The sequence below is a fragment of the Streptomyces sp. V3I7 genome (assembly GCF_030817495.1).
Lineage (GTDB): Bacteria > Actinomycetota > Actinomycetes > Streptomycetales > Streptomycetaceae > Streptomyces.
This window is the reverse complement of record NZ_JAUSZK010000001.1, coordinates 5,631,027-5,652,073: the sequence shown is the minus strand read 5'-3', so window position 1 is coordinate 5,652,073 and position 21,047 is coordinate 5,631,027. Positions and strand designations below refer to the sequence as shown.

Sequence of the window (21,047 nt, the reverse complement as noted above, 5' to 3'; positions counted from 1 at the left end):
TTCACTCGGACCGGCGGCCACCGGGCGCCCCCTGGTCGAAAAGTAGTCCCGCACGCCCCCTGGACACCATCTACCGGATGCGGGATAACGGGCTTCATACACTATTCGTCGACTGTATGCAATATGTACCGGCCGAGCTTCTCCCTAAGAAGGGACAGGACCTCGCCATGCCCGACGACACCCAGGACGTGATCTCCGTACGTCATGAGGAGGTCGCCGCCCATGCCGCGGACGGGTACGCCCGTGTCACCAGCAAGCCGGGGTGCGCCGTCGTCACCGCGGGGCCGGGAACGACTGGTGCGGTCACCGGGTGGCCAACGCCTTCCGGGTCGAGTCGCCGATGCTGCTGATCGGTGGGCAGGGGGCGCTGGCCCAGCACAGGATGGGGTCGCTGCAGGACCTGCCGCACGTCGACATGATGACGCCGATCATCAAGTTCGCGGCGAACGTGCCGGACTCGGCCCTCCCCCGGTCCGCAGGGGAGGGCCTCCTCAGGCGTGTGCGAGGAAAGCGGTGTCAGCACGTCTCCCGCAGCGCGTGCAGGTAGGCGCTGGAGCGGCGCGCGAACGTGAACGACTCGGTCGGGTTGTCGTGCTCGGCCTGCCAGTGGTGGGCCGGCCGTTCGCCGCGCAGCCGGGACACGGCGGAGATGAAGCGCTGGTAGTCGATGTCGCCGTCGCCGACGTCCACCATGCGGTAGCCGAACTGGTTCGAGGGGTCGCTCACGCCGTCCTTGACGTGGAAGAGCGGGTAGCGGTGCGGCTGGTCGAGGACGTAGTCGAGCGGCTCGAAGGGCGCGGGCGTGCCGTCGGGCCGCTTGGAGAAGCGGAACTGGCCCGCGTAGGCCCAGAAGACGTCCATCTCCAGGAACACGAGGTCGGGGTCGGTCTCGGCGAGCAGGACGTCGTAGAGACGGACCTTGGGGTCGTCGGTGGCGAAGCCGAACTCGTCGGAATGGTTGTGCTGGTAGAACTTCATGCCGCGTGCCTTGGCCGCCGCGCCGTAGGTGTTGAACTCCTCGGCGGCGCGCTTCCAGGCGTCGACGGTGTTCCCGTAGCGGCCCGGGCCGGAGGCGGTGCCGATGTGCGGGAGGCCGAGTGCCTCGGCGTCGTCGAGGACCTGGGTGAGGTTCTGCGCGAAGGTGTACGCGTTCGGGTCGTCGGAGGAGTAGCCGACGTGGCTGCCGATGGGCTTGAGGCCGTGGTCCCGCGCGAGCCGCTTCAGCTGGGCGAGGCTGATCGGGCCACCCGTGCCCTGGGTGTACCCCGCGAACTCGACCTCGTCGTAGCCGTACTTCTCCAGCTCGGCGAAGACGGGAGCGAAGCCCAGCGAGGCGACCTTGTCCCGCAGGCTGTAGAGCTGGATGCCGAGCCGGCCGGGTGGCAGGACGGGACGGCTGCGGCGGGCGGCGGCCGCATCGGCCGGGGTGGTGGCCATGGCGGGGGTGGCGGCGGCGCCCAGCAGCGCGGCGGCGGTGGCGCCCGCGGCCACGCCGAGCATGCCTCGTCTGGTGAGGCGGTGGGCCAGTTCGGGATCCATCGGGATATTGCGGCTCATGCCTGGAACTCCTCGGTGTCGCGGGGCGTTGTCAGTGGTGAGTGCTTCACTGGTGACCAGTCGGGACAACCGGTCAGGAGAGACCGGCGAGGTGGAGCAGGAGTGACTTCACATCGGTGGCCGCGAGGCGGTCGCCGACAGCGCGGGGGGTGGAGCAGATGAGGAGCGGACCGTCGTCGTCGCTCGCGGGAAGGCGGCCGTGGCTGCCGCGAATAGGTGACGCGTCGAGGGGCACGACCGCCATGCGGTAGCGCATGCCGAGCTTCTTCCGGGCGAGCGCGGTGGCGGCCTTGACCTTGACGTAGGGGTCGAGGGGATCCATGAACAGCTCGACCGGGTCGTACCCGGGTTTGCGGTGGATCTCGACCGTCCGCGCGAAGTCGGGGGCGCGGCTGTCGTCGAGCCAGTAGTAGTACGTGAACCAGGCGTCCGGCTCCGCGACGGCGACCAGCTCGCCGGAGCGCGGATGGTCGAGGTGGTGGGTCTTCTTGCCCTCGTCGTCGAGGAGTTGGCCGATGCCTGGCAGGTCTGCGAGGGCGGCCCGGGTGGCGTCGAGGTCCTCGGGGCGGCGGACGTAGACGTGGGCGATCTGGTGGTCGGCGACCGCGAAGGCGCGGGAGGCCGTCGGGTCCAGGTATTCCATGCCGTCCTGCGTGTGGACCTCCAGCAGGCCTGCGCGGCGCAGGGCGCGGTTGATGTCGATTGGCCGGTCCACGCGGGTGATGCCGTACTCGGACAGCGCGACGACGGTACGGCCCTCGGCGCGGGCGTCGTCCAGGAGCGGGGCCAGAGCCGTGTCCAGGTCGGCGGCCGCCTGGTGGGAGCGCGGGTCGTCGGGGCCGTAACGCTGCAGGTCGTAGTCGAGGTGCGGGAGGTAGCACAGGGCCAGGTCGGGGTGGCGGGTGCGGACGATGTACCGCGTGGCGTCGATGATCCATCGACTGGAGACGAGGTCGGCGCCCGGGCCCCAGAAGTGGAAGAGGGGGAACGTGCCGAACTTGTCGGTGAGTTCATCGTGCAGAGCCGCCGGCCGGGTGTAGCAGTCGGGCTCCTTGCGGCCGTCGGAGTAGTAGACCGGACGGGGGGTGACGGTGATGTCGGTGTCGGCGCCCATGGCGTACCACCAGCAGATATTGGCGACCGTGTAGCCGGGGTGGGCCCGGCGGGCGGCGTCCCAGAGTTTGTCACCGGCGACCAGGCCGTTGTGCTGGCGCCACAGGAGTACGTCGCCGAGCTCGCGGAAGTACCAGCCGTTGCCGACGATGCCGTGCTCGGACGGCATCGTGCCGGTGAGGAACGTGGACTGGGCGGCGCAGGTGACGGCGGGCAGCACGGTGGCGAGGGCGGCGCGCGAGCCGGATCGGCCGAGCGCCTTGAGGTGGGGCATGTGATCGAGGAGACGGGGGGTGAGGCCGACGACGTCGAGGACGAGGAGCGGGGTCGGGCCCGTGGTGGCCCGGGGCGTGGTCACGGGAGCTCCTTCAGTCCGAGGTCGGTCAGCAGGTCGCGGGCCAGGGTGAGTTCGGCGGCGATGCCGTCGGCGAGCTGGGCGCGGGCGCGAGGTCGCAGCTCGGGCGGGAGGGCCTGCCAGGTGTAGGTCTCGACCTCGAGGTGGTGGGTCAACGGGTGGGGTCCGCCGACGAGGCGGGCCAGGGCGGCGCGGAGGACCGGGAGTGTGGAGGTGAGGGGCGCGGTGGGGTCCGCGTGCAGCGGGACGTGGAAGTGGGACCGCCAGGGAGTGGTGTCGGGCAGGACATCACCCCGGAGCGCCTCGTCGAGGTCGTCGGTGCCGTGCGTGCCGGTGTCGGTGACGGCGCGGGTCTGATGCAGGAAGCGGGGTTCGGCGAAGGCGGCCAGGGCCTCGCGGACTTCGGGGAGGTGGGGGTGTTCCGCGTGCAGGGCGGCTGAGAGCTGGGACTTGACGATCGGGACGCGGGCTCGGGTGAGCGCGTCCAGGGCGGTGCGCGGATCTTCGAAGGAGGTGGCGAGATGACAGGTGTCGACACAGATGCCGATGCGTTCGTGGCCGATCGCGGTCAGCGGGGCGATCGCGTCACGGGTGGTCTCCACGACGCAGCCGGGCTCGGGCTCCAGGCCGACACGGATGGAGCGTCCGGTCAGCTCCTCCAGGGCGTCGAGGCGGTCGGCGAGGGTGCGCAGGGCGGTACGGGCGAGGTCGACGCGCTGGGCGACGTGGCGCGCTTCCGGGGTCGGGTCGGCCGCCGTCGGGGTCGGCCGCGGGGGCGTGGCGGTGGTGGCCGGGGGCAGCGGGGTGCGCCACGTGATCGGCAGGGTGGAGATGCTGCCGTCGGTGGTGTCGTCCGGGAGGAGGCCGGCGAGGACGCGGGCGAGGGCGGTGGTGTGGTCGAGGCGCTCGGGGTCGGCCCAGTCCGGCCGGTAGACGCGGTACTTGACCTCGTCGGAGCCGAAGCCCTCGTACGGGAAGCCGTTGAGGGTGACGACTTCGAGGCCGCGTCGGTCCAGTTCGCAGCGCAGGGAACGGAGGGCGGCGGGGTCGGTGTCCAGGGCGCGGGCCGCGTGCCGGGCGAGCCACAGCCCGATGCCGAGCCGGTCGCGGCCGAGCCGTCGGCGGACGGGTTCGCAGTGGTCGCGGAGTTGGGCGACGACGCCGTCGAGGGTCTCGGCGGGGTGGACGTTGGTGCAGTAGGCGAGGTGGACGATCGAGCCGTCGGGGTGGCGGAAGCGCACGGCTCAGGCCTCCCGGGCGGAGGCGACGGGGTGCTGCGGGGTGCCGCGCAGGATGCTGTTGCCCTCGAAGGTGACGTCGGTCGGCGCGACGTCGAGGTTCAGGCGGCCGCTGAGCCCGTAGAAGGCGACGGGGTTGCGCCACAGCACCAGGTCGACGTCGTCCTCGGTGAACCCCTCGGCGAGCATGAGGTCGGCGACCTTGCGGGTCTTGAGCGGGTCGCTTCTGCCCCAGTCGGCGGCGGAGTTGACCAGAACGCGGTCGGGGCCGTACTCGCGCAGGATCGCGACCATCCGCCGCTCGTCCATCTTGGTGTCGGGATAGACGGAGAAGCCGAGCCAGCAGCCGCCGTCCTTGGCCGCCTTGACGGTGACCTCGTTGAGATGGTCGACGAGGACGCGGTCCGGCGGCAGCGCGGATTCCTTCACTACGTCGAGGGTGCGTCGCAGGCCGGTGAGCTTGTCGCGGTGGGGGGTGTGCACCAGGGCGGGCAGCCCGTGGTCGGCGGCGAGCTGGAGCTGGGCGGTGAGGGCGGTGTCCTCGGCCAGGGTGATGGAGTCGTAGCCGATCTCGCCGACGGCCACGACCTGGTCCTTGACGAGATACCGGGGCAGTTCGTCGAGGACGGGCACGCAGCGGGGGTCGCCGGCCTCCTTGGGGTTGAGGGCGAGCGTGCAGTGGTGGGCGATGCCGTACTGGGCGGCGCGGAACGGCTCCCAGCCCAGCAGGGAGTCGAAGTAGTCGAGGAAGGAGGCGGCCGAGGTACGGGGCTGGCCCAGCCAGAACGAGGGCTCGACGACGGCGCGGACGCCCGCCGCGTACATGGCCTCGTAGTCGTCGGTGGTCCGGGACGTCATATGGATATGGGGGTCGAAGATGCGCATCAGGACTCCTCGGACTTCTTGCCGTGGGGGTCGTCCCCGGCCTCCGGTGGGGCCGAGGACGCGGTCAGGGCCAGAACGCGGTACAGGTCCGGGGGCACGGGACGGTCAGCGGCGGTCCGTTCGGCGGCGTAGTCGTCGAGCATGCGGGCGAGCTCGACGTCGCCGTGGGCCCGCCCGGCGAGGTCCGCCACCTCATCGACGGGTACGCCGGTGAACAGGCACTTGAGGACGGCGTGCCGCCAGGCGTGGGGCTCCAGGTGCCGGGCGGCGTACGGGCCGACGGCGGCGGCCAGGAGGCGGGTGTCGTTGGTGCGGAGCGCGTCCTCGACGAGCGGGAGGGCATCGGGGCCCGGGACGAGGTGGGGCAGGGCGTGCAGGACGGCGCGGCGCTCGTCGGCGGTGCCCTGGCGGTAGACACGGGTGAGGACGTCGGCGTCGGCTGCGGCCGCGTGGAGGATGAAGACGCGGGCGGCGTCGGCGAGTCCTCGGCCGCAGCGGCGGCCGGCCTCCGCGAGGCGCGTCTCCCAGACGGGAGTTGATCCGGTGGTCGGGGCCGCCGCCTCCGCCAGGGCCCGGTCCAGCCAGGCGCGGGCGTCCTCGAGGAGGTGTGCGTGCAGGCGGGCGAGGAGGTCGTCCGGCGAGGCCGGGGCGCCGGCGTCCGCGACGGCGGTCACCGCGGTGTTCGGCGGGGTGTGCCGGTTGGTCATGCCGTTCTCCCTTCAGAGGTGGCGGAGGTGTCGCCGAGGGGGCGCGCTTCGGGCGCCTGAGGCGTCGACGGAGGTGCCGAGTCGCGCAGGAAGGGGAGCGAGCGGGCCGCGTGGTGGGGGCCGGCGTGGGAGTGGCGGGGCAGTTCGACGACGGTCAGGCCCTGGTAGCCGGTGGCGGCGAGGGCCGCCAGGACGGGTGGGAAGTCGATCTCGCCCTCGCCGAAGGGGAGGTGTTCGTGCACACTGCGGCGCATGTCCTCGATCTGGACGTGCCGCAGCCAAGGCGCGGCGGCGCGTATGCAGTCGAGGGGAGGGAGGGGTTCGAGGCACTGGCAGTGGCCGATGTCGAGGGTGAGCCCGAGGGGTTCGGGGTCGCCGAGGGTGTGCCTGAGGTGGTGGAAGTCGGCGAGGGTGGCGAGGAGATGACCGGGTTCGGGTTCGACGGCCAGGGGGATGCCGGCGGCAGCGGCGGTGTCCAGGACCGGGGTGAGTGTCTCGGCCAGTCGCCGCCAGGCGGTGGCCTCGTCGGTGTCGGGCGGGGTGATGCCGCTGAAGCAGTGGACGGCGTGGGCTCCGAGGTCGGCGGCGACCTGGACGGCGCGGACGAGCAGGTCCGCCCGGCGGGCGCGAGCCTGCGGGTCGGGGTCGAGCAGAGAGGGGCCGTGTTTGCGCCGGGGGTCGAGCACATAGCGGGCGCCTGTCTCGACGGTGACCGCCAGTCCGAGTTCGGCCAGCCGCTTCGCCACGCGGCGGGTGCGGGCGGCCAGGTCGGGGGCGAGCGGGTCGAGGTGCATGTGGTCGAGGGTCAGCCCGACGCCGTCGTAGCCGAGGTCGGCGAGGAGGGCGAGGGCGTCGTCGAGGCGCAGGTCGGTGAGGCCGTTGGTGCCATAGCCGAAGCGGAGCGGCGTGCCGTTCGAAGCTCCGGCGGGGACGGGGCCGTTGTGGACGGCAGGGGGCTGCTTACTCATGTGACGCTCACCTTCCTTGCGAACCTGCGCGCGATCGGGGCCAGGGCGGCGGTGAGCAGGGCCGAGAGCGGGGCGCCGGCCCGGGCGGAGAGGGCGGCCTGGAGCGGGACCGTGGCGCGGATGCCGCCGCCGACGGCTCGTTGGGTGAGTGGGGGTGAGGGGTTGAGGGCGGCGTGGAAGTAGGGGCGGGCGGCGGCCGTGGCGTAGGCAGTGGTGAGGGAGGTGCGCAAGGTCCCTTGCAGGGGCCCGGCGGTTGACCCGGTGCGGTTGTGAGAGAGGAAGAACGTGAGCGCGCCGGTCGCGGCCAGGGCGGTCAGGGGAGCCAGCGAGGAACCACCGGTCGTCTCGCGGCGGGACACGACGGTGACCGCCAGGGTGTGGGTGCTCAGGAGGGCGGCCGAGGGCAGGGCGGAGCGGAAGGGGGGAGTGGAGGGCCGGGTGGCCGCCGCGCCGAGGAGCAGGTCGAGGCCTCGGGCCGTCGCCATGGCTGCCGGGCCGGCCGGGGTGCGTTTCAGGGCCAGGTCGTAGGCCCACACGGTCGCGGCCAGCGGGGTCGCGACGGTCAGGGCGGCACGGCCCGCGCGGGCGGCCAGGGCCAGGCCCGCCGTGGTCAGGACGCAGGCGGCAGTGAGGGCGGCGGCGGGGTGGACGCGGCCGGAGGGGAGGGGACGGTGCGGGCGTTCGACGGCGTCCTCGTCCTGGTCGGCCCAGTCGTTGAGGGCCATGCCCGCCTCGTACAGGCAGAGGGAGGAACCGATGGCGAGCAGGGTGCGGGAGTTCGGGCGGTCCGCGACAGCGGCCGCACCGGCGAGGGCGTCACCGGGGACGGTGAACAGGGCGGGCAGCCGCAGCAGTTCGGCCCAGGCACGCAGCCCACCGCCGTCCCAGCTCGCGCCGCTGCCCCGACCCGCACCACCGTCCCCGCTCGCGCCGCTGCCCCGACCCGCACCACCATCCCGACCCGCACCACCGTCCCCGCTCGCGCCGCTCCCCCGACCCGCACCACCATCCCCGCTCGCGCCGCTCCCTCGACACGCACCACCGCCTCTGCTCGCGCTCCTGCCCCGACCCGAGCCTCTTCCCCGAACTGCGCCACCCCAGGGCTTCATCCCTGAACCCCCTCCTCCCCCAACCCTGACTCCGACCGCAACCCCAACCGGGCCCCCGGCCCCAGCCCGGCCGCCCCCGACCCAGACCCCGGATCCGCCAACCCCAACCGCTCCCCGAATCCCACCAGCGCCGCGTACTGCTCTCCCAGGGCCGAGGGGCCGTTGCCGAGGGGGTCCTTGAAGTAGAAGCCGAGGTCGGTCAAGGGGCCGGTGAGGCCGGTCTCGTGGGCGCGGAGAGTGAGACGGGCGAGGTCCAGGACCAGGGGTGCGGCGAGGGCGGAGTCGCAGCCCTGCCAGACGGTCTGGACGACCATGCGCGTGCCGAGGAAACCGTCGAAGGCGATGTGGTCCCAGGCGGTCTTCCAGTCGCCGAGGGCGGGGACGTCGTCGATGTGCACCTGGCCTTCGGGGGTGGTGCCGAGGGTGTCGGCGAGGACCCGTTCCTTGCCGGCGTTCTTGGCGGCGGCGGCGCCCGGGTCGGCGAGGCTGGCGCCGTCGCCGCCGCCCAGGAGGTTGGCGCCGGACCAGGCCCGTACGGTGAGCGCGCGCTGGGCGAACATCGGGCCGAGGACGGCGCGGAGCAGGGTCTGGCCGGTCTTGCCGTCGCGGCCCGCGAAAGGCACGTCGGCGGTCGCGGCCTCTGCGGCGAGAGCAGGGTGGTGCAGGCCGGTCGACGGGGTGAAGTTCACGTACGGGCAGCCCGCGCGCAGGGCGGCGGCCGCGTAGAGCGAGCTGGGCGGGAGGGCGTCGCCGGTTGGGGCGGGCTCGGTGGAGGCCACGTTGACCACCACCGCGCGGGTCAGCCGGTTGCGCCGTACGAAGTCGCGGATGTCGGCGGCGAAGGAGGTGATGAGTTGCTCAGGGGCGCGGGTGTCTCCCGGCACCGGTCCGCCCGGACGGATCTCGGCGTCCGCCGCGGCGAGTTCGGTGGCCACGGCCGCGGGGAGGCCGTGGGGCAGTACGCCGCCCGCGGCGAGGGCCTCGGCGCGTTTGGGCAGGGGGCAGTCGATGGTGTCGTGGCCGCCGAAGACCAGGGAGGTGAGGGGCGGGAGGGCGCACCGGGCGAACGGGGGTGTCTCGGTGACCATGCCGGTGGGTGGTCGCAGGCCGGCGGCCACGGCGGCGGAGCCCGCCACGACGGTGGTGGCGACGGAGCCGCGGGCACCGATCAGCCACACCCCCACGCTGGTTCGGGAAGAGGACGACGAAGAGGACGACGACACGGACATGGGCAGCCTCCTGGCGTGCGCGCACCCGGACGGGGAGACGGGGAAGAAGACGGCGGGCGGGGGTCCGGCGTCCCCCGCCCGCCGCCGCTCACTTGCCCGGCACGGGCAGCTCCTTGATCCGGATGTCGCGGAAGGACACGTGGTCGTCGGCTCCGTGGTTCTGGATGCCGACATGCCCGTCACGCAGGCTCCGGGCCGGATCGGTGTTGGTGAAATCGTTGATCTTCACGCCGTTGAGCCAGACGCGCAGGCGCTCGCCCTGGACGCGGATCTCATAGGTGTTCCACTGACCCGGCGGGTTCAGCGCGCGGTCGCGCTTGGCCAGGTCGGCGGACTGGAAGCCGTAGACGGAGCCCGTGGTCTTCTCGGGCACGTCGGTGGCGTCGATCTGGACCTCGTAGCCGTTGTTCACGGCCGACCACGGGTCGTCCGAGGGCGGGAAGCCCACGAACACGCCCGAGTTGTCGTCACCGCCGGCACTGGCCATCTTCCAGTCGAGCTTCAGGGAGTACGCGCCGTAGCTCCGGTCGGCGTACCAGAGGAGCCCCATCCCGCCCGACGACGTGAGGGTGCCGTCGTCGTCCAGGGTGAAGGAGCCCGGGGCAGCTTGTTTCCAGCCCGAGAGCGAGGCGGCCGTGCCGTCGAAGAGCGGCGTGTAGCCGGTCTCCGGGCGGCAGTCCGCCTGAGCGCCGCCGATGGCCCACCGGATGCCGCCGAGCAGGTGCTGCCGGAAGGCCGGTTCGGCGTAGGACTCCTTGGTGTGGCCGGCGCCGGTGTAGAAGGCGCGGCCGCCCTGGTAGTCCTGGCACCAGGCGATCGGATGGTCGCCGTTCATGGTGCCGCCGGTGTACGACGTCTCGTCGAGCGAGGCGAGGACGTGGGCCCGCTCACGTGGATTCGAGCGGTAGTCGTACCACTCGTCGGTGCGGTCCCAGGTGGAGCCGAGGCCGGAGGTGGCCGGGTGGGCGCGGTCCTCGACCTTGACCGTCGCGGGCTGGATCGCCGGGTGGGACTGGAAGTACGCGCCGGCGAGGCCGCCGTAGAACGGCCAGTCGTACTCGGTGTCGGCGGCGGCGTGGACGCCGACGTAGGCGCCGCCGTGGCGGATGTAGCCCTCGAAGGCCTGCTGCTGGGCGGCGTCGAGCACGTCGCCCGTGGTCGACAGGAAGACGACGGCGGCGTAGCGGCGGAGGTTGGCCGTCGTGAAGGCGTCCGCGTCCTCTGTCGCGTCGACCTGGAAGCCGGCGGTCTCGCCGAGTTGGCGTACGGCGGCGATGCCGTCGGGGATCGAGTCGTGCCGGAATCCCGCCGTCTTGGAGAAGACGAGCACCTGTTGGGCGTCGGCCGGGTGCGGTGCCGCGGGCGCGGGGCCCGCGACGACGGCACCGAGGAGCAGGGCCGCGACCCCAACCGCACTGGCTTTATAGCCGGTTGAACACATCACACGCATCAACCACATCACCGTCTCCCCTCCCTTCAGCCCGTCGTGAAGGTGAAGTCGTCGACGTCGAACAGGGCGCCGGATCCGGTGCTTCCCTTGAAGACGAGGTAGAGCGTGGTGGTGCCGCGCGGGGCGCGGGACAGGTCGGCGCTCATGTCCTGGAAGGTCTCCCAGCCGCCGGTCACCGGCACGGTCGCCTTGCCGAGCAGGGTGCCCGTCGCCGAGCCCGCGCGGACCTCCAGGGTTCCGCCCGCGCCGCCGGAGGAGACGCGTGCGCTGATCTTCTTGGCGTCGCTCAGCGCGTACGGCGTGAAGGAGATCCAGTCGCCGTTGTCGATGTCGCCGACCGTCTTGCCGCCGTGCGCGGGCGCCTTGGTGATGACCGAGACGCCGGAGGACTCGCCGAAGTGCTCGGCCTGGCGGTGCCGGGGCTGGGTGATGTTCTGGTCGTGCGAGGTGAGCGGGGCCTGGCCGCCGCCTCCGCCGTCGGTGTACTCGGCGTCGAAGACTCCGAAGATGTTGGCGTCCTCGTCGTGGCCGCCGTCGGCGGTGGTCTGGATGGTGCCGGAGCAGCCGCTCGCGGAGGTGATCGGGTGGCCGTGGGTGTCGTGGCCGAGGACGAAGGTGACCTTGACCTTGGCGCAGTCGACGCTCGTGCCGTCCTCCGGGTCGGTGACCTTCACCTTGAAGGGAACGGCGTCACCGAAGGAGAACAGCTGCCCGTCCTGCGGGAGTTCGAGGGTGACCTTGGGTGCCGTGTTGCCCACGACGATCCGCACGCTCGCGCCGCCCGTGCGCCCCGAGGTGTCCTTGGCGGTGAGCGTCGCCGTGTAGGTGCCGTTCTTCTTGTACGTGTGCGTCGGGTCGGCCTCCGTCGAGCGCGTGCCGTCGCCGAAGTCCCAGCTGTAGGTGAGGGCGTCGCCGTCCTGGTCGCTCGTGCCGGCGGAGGAGAAGCGGACCTTGTACGGGGCCTTGCCGGAGGTGCGGTCGGCGGCGGCCTGCGCGACCGGGGAGTGGCCGTCGGTGGCGTTCTCGATGCGGTACAGCGCGGAGTTGTCGTCGCCGCCGAACCATGCGGTGCCGTAGTCGAGGACGTACAGCGCGCCGTCGGCTCCGAAGGCCATGTCCATCACCTGGGTGCCGGTCCACGGAAAGGCGTTGATGGACTGCACGGTGCCGTCGCCGCCGCTGGCGATCCGCTTGATCCAGCGCCGTCCGAACTCCCCGGCGAAGAAGTTGCCGTCGTACGCCTGCGGGAACTTGACCGGCGAGTCGAGGGCAGCGTCGTAGTGGTAGACCGGGCCGCCCATCGGGGACTCGGAACCGTCGCCGAACTCGGGTACGGACGCACCGTCGTAGGGGATCCAGGCGGGCTGGGCCGGGGGCAGGTCGGTCAGCCCGGTGTTGTGGGGCGAGGTGTTCTTCGGCGCGGCGCAGTCGAAGCGGTCGCCCGAGGCCTTGGTGCCGAAGTCGTAGTCGACGTAGGCGTCGTTGGCGCCGGTGCAGTACGGCCAGCCGAAGTTGCCGGGTCCGGTGACGCGGGCGAACTCGACCTGGCCCGCCGGACCGCGCGCCGGGTCGGCGGCGCCCGCGTCGGGGCCGTAGTCACCGACGTAGACGATGCCGGTCTTGCGGTCGACGCTGAAACGGAAAGGGTTGCGGAAGCCCATCGCGTAGATCTCGGGCCGCGTCCTGTCCGTGCCGGGCGCGAAGAGGTTGCCGTCGGGGATGCCGTACGAGCCGTCGTCGTTCACCTTGATGCGCAGGAGCTTGCCGCGCAGGTCGTTGGTGTTGCCGGCCGAACGCTGGGCGTCGAAGGCGGGGTTGCGGTCGGCGCGCTCGTCGATGGGGGCGTAGCCGTCCGACTGGAAGGGGTTGGTGTCGTCGCCGGTGGACAGGTAGAGGTTCCCGGCCGCGTCGAAGTCGATGTCGCCGCCGACGTGGCAGCAGATGCCGCGGGAGGTGGGGACGTCGAGGATCTTCTTCTCGCTGGCGGCGTCGAGGGTGCCGTCCGTCTTCAGGACGAAGCGGGAGAGGCGGTTGACGCCGTCGAAGGGGGCGAAGTCGGCGGCGGTGCCGGTCTCCGGGGCGTCGCCGGGCGGGGTGTCCAACGGGGGTGCGTAGTAGAGGTAGATGAAGCGGTTGTCGGCGAAGTGCGGGTCGACACCGACGCCTTGGAGGCCTTCCTCGTCGTGCGTGTAGACGTCGAGCTTCCCGGCGAGCCTGGTGTTGCCCCCGGCGTCGGTGAGGCGCAGCTCGCCGTCGCGGGAGGTGTGCAGGACCGAGCGGTCCGGGAGGACGGCCAGCGACATGGGCTCGCCGGTCTCCGGCTCGCCCTTGGCGAGGGTGACCTGCTGGAAGTCCTCGGCGGCGGAGGGCGAGTCGGCCGCCCCGGCCGGGGCCGCGGGCGACGTCAGGGTGAGGGTGGCGCCTGCCAGCAGGGCGCTCCCGAGCAGGGCGGCCGCCTTGCGGAGGGCGGGGCGTCGTCTGCGGGTCGCTGTTCTGCCGGTGCGGGTGGTGCGGTCGTTCCCGTGCACGAATGCCTCCAGAATGGGGCCGGTTGTACGGGGCGGATACCTGCGCCGGGATGCGCCGTCATCCCGGAGAGCTGTCGGAGAGCTGCTCGGTGGTGCGGGGGGCGGATCAGTTGCCGAACGCCGCGTCGAAGGAGGCCGACGGCGGCTCGAAGTCGTACGCGTTCAGGCGCGCGAGGGCCTCGGGGGCGCCCTGGAGCCGGTCCATGCCGGCGTCCTCCCATTCGACGGAGATCGGGCCCCGGTAGTCGATGGAGCGCAGCATGCGGAAGACGTCCTCCCAGGGCACGTCGCCGTGCCCGGCGGACACGAAGTCCCAGCCGCGGCGCGGGTCACCCCAGGGCAGGTGGGAGCCGAGGCGGCCGTTGCGGCCGTCGAGGCGCTTGCGGGCCTCCTTGCAGTCGACGTGGTAGATCCGGTCGCGGAAGTCCCACAGGAAGCCGACGGGGTCGAGGTCCTGCCACACGAAGTGGGAGGGGTCGAAGTTGAGGCCGAAGGCGGGACGGTGGTCAACGGCCGTGAGCGCGCGCTGGGTTGTCCAGTAGTCGTACGCGATCTCGCTCGGGTGCACCTCGTGGGCGAACCGCACGCCCTCGGCGTCGAACACGTCGAGGATCGGGTTCCAGCGCCCGGCGAAGTCGTCGTAGCCGCGCTCGATCATCGCCTCGGAGGCGGGCGGGAACATCGCGACGAGGTGCCAGATGGCGGAACCGGTGAAGCCGACGACCGTGTCGACGCCGAAGGCGGCCGCGGCGCGTGCGGTGTCGGCGATCTCGGCCGCCGCCCGCCGCCGTACGCCCTCCGCGTCGCCGTCGCCCCAGATGCGGGTGGGCAGGATGGCCTGGTGGCGTTCGTCGATGATCGCGTCGCAGACGGCCTGGCCGACCAGGTGGTTGGAGATCGCCCAGCACTTCAGGCCGTACTTGTCGAGGAGTTGGTGGCGGGAGGTGACGTAGGCCGGGTCGGCGAGCGCCTTGTCGACCTCGAAGTGGTCGCCCCAGCAGGCGAGTTCGAGTCCGTCGTAGCCGAAGTCGCGGGCCAGGCGGCAGACCTCCTCCAGGGGCAGGTCCGCCCACTGCCCGGTGAACAGCGTGAAGGTGCGCGGCATGTGTCGTGGCCTCCTCAGCCCGCGGCGGGGCCTGCGATGGGGGTGTAGACGGAGTTCTTTGCGGCGCTCTCCTCCACCGCCGCGAGTACGCGCTGGACCTGGAGTCCGTCGGCGAAGGAGGGCTCCGGCCTGCGGCCCTCGGCGATCGCGTGCACGAGGTCGCGGGCCTGGTGGACGAAGGTGTGCTCGTAACCGAGGCCGTGTCCGGGGGGCCACCAGGCCTCCAGGTAGGGGTGGTCGGGCTCGGTGACGAGGATGCGGCGGAAGCCGGCGTGCGTACCGGCCTCGGTGGCGTCGTGGTACGACAGCTCGTTGAGCCGCTCCAGGTCGAAGGCCACCGAGCCGCGCTCGCCGTTGAGTTCGAGGCGCAGGGCGTTCTTGCGGCCGGTGGCGTAGCGGGTGGCCTCGAAGGAGGCGAGGGCGCCGGAGGGGAAGCGGCCGGTGAAGACGGCGGCGTCGTCCACGGTGACCTGGCCGGTGCGGGTGCCGGTGCCGGTGCCGGCGCCGGTGCCCGCGGCGGTGACCGTGGCCAGGCCGCTGGTGGGTGCACTCGGCAGGGGCCGCTGTCGTACGAAGGTCTCGGTGAGGGCGGAGACCCCGAAGAGGGGCTCGCCCGCGAGGTACTGGGCGAGGTCGATGATGTGGGCGCCCAGATCTCCGAGCGCTCCGGAGCCCGCCGCCTCCTTGCGCAGCCGCCAGGTCAGGGGGAACTCGGGGTTCACCAGCCAGTCCTGGAGGTACGTCATCCGCACGTGCCGCAGGGCGCCGAGCCGCCCCTCGGCCATCATGCGCCGGGCGAGGGCGACGGCGGGAACGCGGCGGTAGTTGAAGCCGACCATGGCCAACTGGCCCCGTGCGTATGCCTCTTCCGCCGCGTGAGCCATTGCCTCGGCCTCTTCTACGGTGTTCGCGAGGGGCTTCTCGCACAGGACGTGCTTGCCCGCGGCGAGCGCGGCGATCGCGATCTCGGCGTGGCTGTCGCCGGGGGTGCAGATGTCGACGAGGTCGATGTCGTCCCGGTCGACCAGCGCGCGCCAGTCGGTCTCGGCGGCGGCCCATCCCTGCCGGTCGGCGGCCGCGCGCACGGCGTCGGGGTCCCGGCCGCAGATGGCGGCCCGCACGGGCCGCAACGGCAGGTCGAAGACCCGGCCCACGGTGCGCCAGCCCTGGGAGTGGGCGGCCCCCATGAAGGCGTACCCGACCATGCCGACCCGCAGAGGCGGGGCGCCTGCGGCCGGCCTTTCGAACGACGACACCTCACCGGTCTGCCCGGCGACAGCCGGCGTCCCTCCGCCACGCTGCCTGGACGACGCGGCCCCTCCGACCGGGCCCCCGGAGGACGGCATCGCCCTCACCGGGCCCCCGGACGACGGCGTCGCCCCCGCGGACTCGCCGCTCGGCGACAGCCCGCCCACCGACCGAGCGGTTGACGGCAGCCCGTCCGCATGTCCGGAGGGCGGCGGCAGCGGGCCCCCTGCTGGCCCGTCGGACGTCGCGGCCCGTCCCACCGAGCTTCCGGAGGACAGCGCCCCTCCCACCGGCCCCCCGGAGAACGGCGTCGCACCCACCGGCCCCCCGAACCACGGCGTCTCTCCCACCTGCCCGTCCGGCTGCTGCTCCTGTCCCATACGGATGTCCTCCTCGTCCTCGTCGTGATGGCGCCGTGGGGGTGCGGGGTGGGTACGGGGTCAGCGGAAGCCGGTGGGCATGTACTGGTCGACGTTGTCCTTGTCTACGACGGCCGAGTAGAGGGTGATGGAGGCCGGAATCTCGTACTCGGCGAGGCCGCCGATGCCCGTGCTCTGGCCGAGGGCGCGGGCGAGGTCGATCGCGGAGGCGGCCATCGTCGGCGGGTAGAGGACGGTCGCCTTGAGCACGCCGTCGTCCTGCTTGATCGCCTGGAACGCGGCGAGTGCCCCGGCGCCGCCGACCATCAGGAAGTCGTCGCGCCCGGCCTGCTCGATGGCGCGCAGCGCCCCCACGCCCTGGTCGTCGTCGTGGTTCCACAGGGCGTCGAACTTGGATTGTGCCTGCAGGAGTTGGGCCATCTTGGCCTGCCCGGACTCGACGGTGAACTCGGCGGCCTGGCGGGCGACCTTCTTGATGTTCGGGTAGTTCTTGAGCGCGTCGTCGAAGCCCTTGGTGCGCTGCTGGGTGAGCTCCAGGTTGTCGAGCCCGGCGAGTTCGACGACGCGGGCGTTCGCATGGCCCTTGAGCTTCTCGCCGATGTAGTGGCCGGCGTTGAGGCCCATGCCGTAGTTGTCGCCGCCGATCCAGCAGCGGTAGGCCTGGGGACTGTTGAAGACGCGGTCGAGGTTGACGACCGGGATGCCCGCGCGCATCGCCTTCAGCCCGACCTGGGTGAGTGCCTTGCCGTCGGCGGGCAGCACCACCAGCACGTCGACCTTCTTGTTGATCAGGGTCTCGATCTGGCCGATCTGTGCGGCGGTGTCGTTGGAGCCCTCGGTGATCTCCAGGGTGACGTCCGCGTACTTCTTGGCGCGCCTCTTGGCGTTGTCGTTGATGGCGTTGAGCCAGCCGTGGTCGGCCTGGGGGCCGGCGAAGCCGATGGTGACGCGCTTGCCGGGCTTGTCGTCGGCGACCGGCTGGTCGTTCGCGCCGGTCTTGCCGCCCTGGGGCTCGTTGCTCGTACACCCCGCGAGCAAGGCGCCGGCGGAGACAGCGGCGCTCCCGAAGAGCAGTCCTCTGCGACTGGTGAGGTGCGACATGGTGGTGAACCCTTTCCTCAGGTCTCAGGTGTGCTCAGGTCTGCCCAGGTCTGCTCAGGTCTGCTCAGCTCGTGTTCGCGGTACGGCGCTGGACCAGCACGGCGGCGACGATGATCGCGCCCTTGGCGATCTGCTGGACGTCGCTCTGGAGGTTGTTCAGGGCGAAGATGTTGGTGATCGTGGTGAAGATCAGGACGCCGAGCACGGAGCCGGTGATGGTGCCGCGTCCCCCGCTGAGCAGCGTGCCGCCGATGATCGCGGCGGCGATGGCGTCGAGCTCGTAGAGGTTGCCGTTGGTGTTCTGGCCCGAGCCGGACAGGATGACCAGCAGGAAGGCGGCGATCCCGCAGCACAGTCCGGACAGCAGGTAGAGGTAGAGGCGCTGGCGGCGTACGTCGATGCCGGCGAGCCGGGCGGCCTCGGCGTTGCCGCCGACGGCGACGGTGCGGCGGCCGAAGGTGGTGCGGTTGAGCACCAGCCAGCCGATGACGGTCACCACCGCGAAGACCAGGACCAGCGGCGGGATGCCGAGGACGTAGGAGTCACGCTCCCCGAGCGAGAGGATTCCGTCGACGGTCACGATCTGCGTCTTGCCGCCGGTGATCTGCAGGGCCAGTCCGCGCGCCGAGGCCAGCATGGCGAGCGTGGCGATGAACGGGACCATGCCGCCGTAGGCGACGAGCACCCCGTTGACCAGGCCGCAGCCCACGCCGACGATCACCGCGGTGAAGAGGATGCCCGCGAAGCCGTACTCCTGGGTGGCCAGCGTGGTCGCCCACACCGAGGCGAGGGCGACGATCGCGCCCACGGACAGGTCGATGCCGCCGGAGGTGATGACGAAGGTCATGCCGACGGTGACGACGCCGATCACCGACGCCTGGGTGAGGACGAGTTGGAGGTTGCGGGTGTCGAGGAACTCGTCCGGCCTGGTGGCGCCGCCGATGACGACGAGGGCGGCGAGCACGCCGAGCAGCGAGAGGGTGCGGACGTCGGCACGGGCCACCAGCTCGCGCCAGGGAGGGAGTTGGCTCTCCTGCGGCACCTTGGATGCGCTGTCCCGCGGCGGGGAGACGGGCTGCGTCATGACGCCGGGCTTCCTTCCAGAACGAGGTCGAGTACGCGGTGTTCGTCCAGTTCGCGGGCGGGCGCCTGGTGGACGACGCGGCCCTCGCGCAGCACCAGTACGCGGTCGGCGAGGCCGAGCACCTCCGGGACCTCGCTGGAGACCAGCAGGACCGCCAGACCCTCGTCGGCCAGCCGCCGTACGACGGCGTACAGTTCGGCGCGCGCGCCCACGTCGACGCCCCGGGTGGGCTCGTCCAGCAGCAGCACGCGGCAGCCGCGCAGCAGCCAGCGGGCCAGGACGGCCTTCTGCTGGTTGCCGCCCGAGAGGGTGCGCACCGGCACGGAGGGGTTGTCGGGGCGCAGCGACAGTTCGCGGGTGGCCGCGCGGGCCGCGCCCCGTTCGGCGCGCCGGTCGATCCAGCCGCCGCGGGCGAAGCGCGACAGGGAGGAGAGCGACACGTTGCGGGTGACGGACTCGAGCATCAGCAGGGCCTGTGCCTTGCGTTCCTCGGGCGCGAGCCCGATCCCGGCCCGGACCGCGGACCGTACGCTGCCGGGCCGCAACGGGCGCCCGTGGACAAGAACTTGGCCGCCGGTTGGCCTGCGCGCACCGTAGATCGTCTCCAGGATCTCCGAGCGCCCGGAGCCGACGAGTCCGGCGAGGCCGACGATCTCGCCGGGGCGGACGGTGAGGTCGAGGGGTTCGAACTCGCCCTCGCGGGCCAGTCCTCGGATCTCCAGTACCGGAGCGGCCCCGGCAGCGGAAGACACAGCGGGCCGCTCGGGGAAGACGTACTCCACGTTCCGTCCGGTCATCAGCGCGACGACCTCGCGGGTCGGTGTCGACCGGGCGGGCAGTCCGCCCGCGACCGCACGCCCGTCCTTGAGGACCGTGACGCGGTCGCCGATGCGGCGGATCTCCTCCAGGCGGTGCGAGATGTAGACGACGGCCACGCCACCGGTGGTCAGGTCACCGACGATGCGGAACAGGTTGTCGACCTCGTCCGGGTCGAGCGCGGCGGAGGGCTCGTCCATGACGATGAGCCGTACGTCGTGGGAGAGCGCCCGCGCCATCGACACGATCTGCTGCTGCGCGGCCGACAACTCGCCTACGAGACACGTGGATTGGATCTCGGGATGGCCGAGTCGGCGCAGCAGGGCGGCGGCCTGGGCGCGGGCCGCCTTGCCGCGGACGACGAAGCCGGCGGCGGTGGGTTCGTGACCGAGGTGGATGTTCTCGGCGACGGACAGGTGCTCCACCAGGTCGAGTTCCTGGTAGATGGTGGCGATGCCGAGGCGCATGGCGGCGATGGGCGAGCGCAGCGCGACGGGCTCCCCGCGCCAGCGGATGGTGCCGGTGTCGGGCTGGTGGGCGCCGGCGAGGACCTTGATGAGGGTCGACTTGCCTGCCCCGTTCTGGCCGAGCAGGCAGTGCACTTCGCCCGGCTGGACCTTGAGGTCGACGCCGTCGAGGGCCCGGACACCGGGGAACGACTTCGTGATGCCGGACATGCTGAGCAGCGGTGGTTCTGGTGCCATCTGGATCCCCTCGGCGTTCGGGCCGGAGTCAGGGCAGTCAGAGCGAGCAGTCAGGGCGAGACCGCGTACGGGGCAGGCGGTTTCGGGCGGGGCAGGCGGTTTCGGGCAGGGCAGGCGGTTTCGGGCAGGGCAGAGCAGAGGCGCTGTGCGGTCGAGTCGAAGACGGTCGGGCGGTGCGCGGGCGCGTACGCGGCCCGGGGGTGGCGGGGTGCGCCTACGCGGGTGAGAACAGGTGGTCGCTGATGAGCCGGGCCGCGCCGATCACCCCGGCGTTCTGGCCCAACTCCCCGAGGACGATGGGCAGGTTGCCGGTGGCGAGCGGCAGGGACTGGCGGTAGACCTGGGTGCGGATCGCGGCGAGCAGGGTGTGGCCGAGGCCGGTCACTCCGCCGCCGATCACCACCAGGCCAGGGTTGAAGAAGGAGACGAGCCCGGCGATGACCTGTCCGGTGCGGGTGCCGCCGTCCCGGATGAGGTCGAGCGAGGTGGCGTCCCCGGCGGCGGCCGCGGCGGCGACGTCCACGGCCGTGAGGGCGCCGTTCGCCTCCAGCCGGGCGGCGAGTTCCGCCGACCGGCCCTGCTGGGCCGCCTCCCGCGCGTCGCGGGCGAGTGCCGCGCCGCTGAAGTGGGCCTCCAGGCAACCTCGGTTGCCGCAGGCGCACGGGTGTCCGTCGGGCACGGCCTCGATGTGCCCGATGTCGCCCGCGCTGCCGGTCACCCCGCGGTGGACCTCACCGCCGGCGACGATGCCGCAGCCGATGCCGGTGCCGATCTTGACGCAGAGGAAGTCGGCGACGGAGCGGGCCACGCCCGCGTGCTGCTCCCCCATGGCCATCAGGTTCACGTCGTTGTCGACCATGACCGGGCAGCCGAGTTCCTGGCTGAGCGCCTCCCGCACCGGGAAGCCGTCCCAGCCGGGCATGATCGGCGGCGCCACCGGGACGCCCTCGGGGAAGCGGACCGGGCCCGGGACGCCGATGCCGGCGCCGTCGAACCCCTCCGCGAGCCCCGATGCCCGCAACTTGGCTGCCATCGCCAGGACTTGCTCGAAGACCGCGACCGGGCCCTCGCGCACGTCCATGGGCTGGTTGAGGTGCCCCAGCACCTCCAGCTCGGCGTTGGTGACCGCGACGTCGACCGAGGTCGCGCCGATGTCGACGCCAAGGAACCTGAGGTTCGGGGCGAGCCGGATGTTGTGGGAGCGGCGCCCGCCGCGCGAGGCGGCGAGCCCGTCGGCGACGACCAGGCCCGTCTCCAGGAGACGGTCGACCTCCACGGCCAGCTTGGACCGCGAGAGGTCGATCTGGTCGCCGATCTGCGCCCGGGAGTTGGGTCCCGAGTCGCGCAACAGCTTGAGCAGCCGGGCCTGGTGGGCGTTCGCGGGTCGTGCCGTCATGCGTCTCACGTGCCCCTCCCCGCCTCAACTCGGCTGTCCGGGTCCGTCTTTCGAGGGGAACGTAGCAGCGGTCG

16 protein-coding genes and 1 pseudogene are annotated in these 21,047 nt (G+C 72.2%); 1 reads left to right on the top strand and 16 read right to left on the bottom strand.

Annotated elements, in window-relative coordinates; all coding sequences use genetic code 11:
• Positions 1-167: 167 nt before the first annotated feature.
• Positions 168-463, top strand: a pseudogene (locus QFZ74_RS26220) (thiamine pyrophosphate-binding protein); the annotation flags it as partial.
• Between the two features lie 53 nt (positions 464-516).
• Here QFZ74_RS26220 and QFZ74_RS26215 read toward each other — a convergent pair.
• The 16 genes from QFZ74_RS26215 to QFZ74_RS26140 form a co-directional block, all read right to left on the bottom strand.
• A complete protein-coding gene (locus QFZ74_RS26215; RefSeq protein ID WP_307623295.1) occupies positions 517-1,557 on the bottom strand; it encodes a sugar phosphate isomerase/epimerase in 1,041 nt (346 codons plus the stop codon).
• Between the two features lie 73 nt (positions 1,558-1,630).
• Positions 1,631-3,028 (bottom strand): nucleotide pyrophosphatase/phosphodiesterase family protein, encoded by a 1,398-nt coding sequence (locus QFZ74_RS26210; protein ID WP_307623294.1) that lies wholly within the window; start codon positions 3,026-3,028, stop codon positions 1,631-1,633.
• Positions 3,025-4,266, bottom strand: coding sequence for a metabolite traffic protein EboE (gene eboE / locus QFZ74_RS26205; protein WP_307623293.1), 1,242 nt, complete (start codon positions 4,264-4,266; stop codon positions 3,025-3,027). Before eboE ends, QFZ74_RS26210 begins: the two co-directional genes overlap by 4 nt.
• Positions 4,267-4,269: 3 nt before the next feature.
• On the bottom strand, positions 4,270-5,148 hold the full coding sequence (locus QFZ74_RS26200; RefSeq protein WP_307623292.1) for a TatD family hydrolase: 879 nt from the start codon (positions 5,146-5,148) through the stop codon (positions 4,270-4,272).
• Positions 5,148-5,855, bottom strand: coding sequence for an EboA domain-containing protein (locus tag QFZ74_RS26195; protein ID WP_307623291.1), 708 nt, complete (start codon positions 5,853-5,855; stop codon positions 5,148-5,150). Before QFZ74_RS26195 ends, QFZ74_RS26200 begins: the two co-directional genes overlap by 1 nt.
• Positions 5,852-6,823 carry a sugar phosphate isomerase/epimerase gene (locus tag QFZ74_RS26190; protein WP_307623290.1) on the bottom strand — a complete coding sequence of 324 codons (972 nt, stop codon included), beginning with the start codon at positions 6,821-6,823 and terminating at the stop codon, positions 5,852-5,854. The genes QFZ74_RS26195 and QFZ74_RS26190 overlap by 4 nt, the downstream gene beginning before the upstream one ends.
• Positions 6,820-7,932: an SCO3242 family prenyltransferase gene (locus tag QFZ74_RS26185; RefSeq protein ID WP_373462438.1), complete on the bottom strand. Its 1,113-nt coding sequence runs from the start codon at positions 7,930-7,932 to the stop codon at positions 6,820-6,822. Before QFZ74_RS26185 ends, QFZ74_RS26190 begins: the two co-directional genes overlap by 4 nt.
• On the bottom strand, positions 7,929-9,161 hold the full coding sequence (locus QFZ74_RS26180) for an inositol-3-phosphate synthase (protein WP_307623289.1): 1,233 nt from the start codon (positions 9,159-9,161) through the stop codon (positions 7,929-7,931). The genes QFZ74_RS26185 and QFZ74_RS26180 overlap by 4 nt, the downstream gene beginning before the upstream one ends.
• An 88-nt stretch (positions 9,162-9,249) precedes the next feature.
• Positions 9,250-10,602, bottom strand: coding sequence for a ThuA domain-containing protein (locus QFZ74_RS26175; RefSeq protein WP_307623288.1), 1,353 nt, complete (start codon positions 10,600-10,602; stop codon positions 9,250-9,252).
• A gap of 35 nt (positions 10,603-10,637) precedes the next feature.
• Positions 10,638-13,139: a carbohydrate-binding protein gene (locus tag QFZ74_RS26170; RefSeq protein ID WP_307623287.1), complete on the bottom strand. Its 2,502-nt coding sequence runs from the start codon at positions 13,137-13,139 to the stop codon at positions 10,638-10,640.
• Between the two features lie 106 nt (positions 13,140-13,245).
• A complete protein-coding gene (locus tag QFZ74_RS26165) occupies positions 13,246-14,244 on the bottom strand; it encodes a sugar phosphate isomerase/epimerase (RefSeq protein ID WP_307623286.1) in 999 nt (332 codons plus the stop codon).
• Positions 14,245-14,258: 14 nt separating this feature from the next.
• A complete protein-coding gene (locus QFZ74_RS26160; protein WP_307624282.1) occupies positions 14,259-15,449 on the bottom strand; it encodes a Gfo/Idh/MocA family protein in 1,191 nt (396 codons plus the stop codon).
• 483 nt (positions 15,450-15,932) lie between these two features.
• The gene (locus QFZ74_RS26155; RefSeq protein WP_307623285.1) at positions 15,933-16,973 is read right to left on the bottom strand and encodes a substrate-binding domain-containing protein; all 1,041 of its coding nucleotides are present in this window, start codon (positions 16,971-16,973) and stop codon (positions 15,933-15,935) included.
• A gap of 64 nt (positions 16,974-17,037) precedes the next feature.
• Complete coding sequence (locus QFZ74_RS26150; RefSeq protein ID WP_307623284.1) at positions 17,038-18,057, bottom strand: ABC transporter permease; 1,020 nt, start codon at positions 18,055-18,057, stop codon at positions 17,038-17,040.
• Positions 18,054-19,577, bottom strand: coding sequence for a sugar ABC transporter ATP-binding protein (locus QFZ74_RS26145; RefSeq protein ID WP_307623283.1), 1,524 nt, complete (start codon positions 19,575-19,577; stop codon positions 18,054-18,056). The genes QFZ74_RS26150 and QFZ74_RS26145 overlap by 4 nt, the downstream gene beginning before the upstream one ends.
• A 214-nt stretch (positions 19,578-19,791) precedes the next feature.
• Positions 19,792-20,973, bottom strand: coding sequence for an ROK family transcriptional regulator (locus QFZ74_RS26140; RefSeq protein WP_307623282.1), 1,182 nt, complete (start codon positions 20,971-20,973; stop codon positions 19,792-19,794).
• Between the last annotated feature and the right edge of the window lie 74 nt (positions 20,974-21,047).

Coding starts and splice junctions, on each gene's coding strand:
- QFZ74_RS26155 (WP_307623285.1), bottom strand. CDS start 16,973: ATGTCGCACCTCACCAGTCGCAGAGGACTGCTCTTCGGGAGCGCCGCT.
- QFZ74_RS26215 (WP_307623295.1), bottom strand. CDS start 1,557: ATGAGCCGCAATATCCCGATGGATCCCGAACTGGCCCACCGCCTCACC.
- QFZ74_RS26190 (WP_307623290.1), bottom strand. CDS start 6,823: ATGAGTAAGCAGCCCCCTGCCGTCCACAACGGCCCCGTCCCCGCCGGA.
- QFZ74_RS26180 (WP_307623289.1), bottom strand. CDS start 9,161: ATGTCCGTGTCGTCGTCCTCTTCGTCGTCCTCTTCCCGAACCAGCGTG.
- QFZ74_RS26175 (WP_307623288.1), bottom strand. CDS start 10,602: ATGTGTTCAACCGGCTATAAAGCCAGTGCGGTTGGGGTCGCGGCCCTG.
- QFZ74_RS26165 (WP_307623286.1), bottom strand. CDS start 14,244: ATGCCGCGCACCTTCACGCTGTTCACCGGGCAGTGGGCGGACCTGCCC.
- QFZ74_RS26200 (WP_307623292.1), bottom strand. CDS start 5,148: ATGCGCATCTTCGACCCCCATATCCATATGACGTCCCGGACCACCGAC.
- QFZ74_RS26145 (WP_307623283.1), bottom strand. CDS start 19,577: ATGGCACCAGAACCACCGCTGCTCAGCATGTCCGGCATCACGAAGTCG.
- QFZ74_RS26140 (WP_307623282.1), bottom strand. CDS start 20,973: ATGACGGCACGACCCGCGAACGCCCACCAGGCCCGGCTGCTCAAGCTG.
- QFZ74_RS26150 (WP_307623284.1), bottom strand. CDS start 18,057: ATGACGCAGCCCGTCTCCCCGCCGCGGGACAGCGCATCCAAGGTGCCG.
- QFZ74_RS26185 (WP_373462438.1), bottom strand. CDS start 7,932: ATGAAGCCCTGGGGTGGCGCAGTTCGGGGAAGAGGCTCGGGTCGGGGC.
- QFZ74_RS26195 (WP_307623291.1), bottom strand. CDS start 5,855: ATGACCAACCGGCACACCCCGCCGAACACCGCGGTGACCGCCGTCGCG.
- QFZ74_RS26160 (WP_307624282.1), bottom strand. CDS start 15,449: ATGGTCGGGTACGCCTTCATGGGGGCCGCCCACTCCCAGGGCTGGCGC.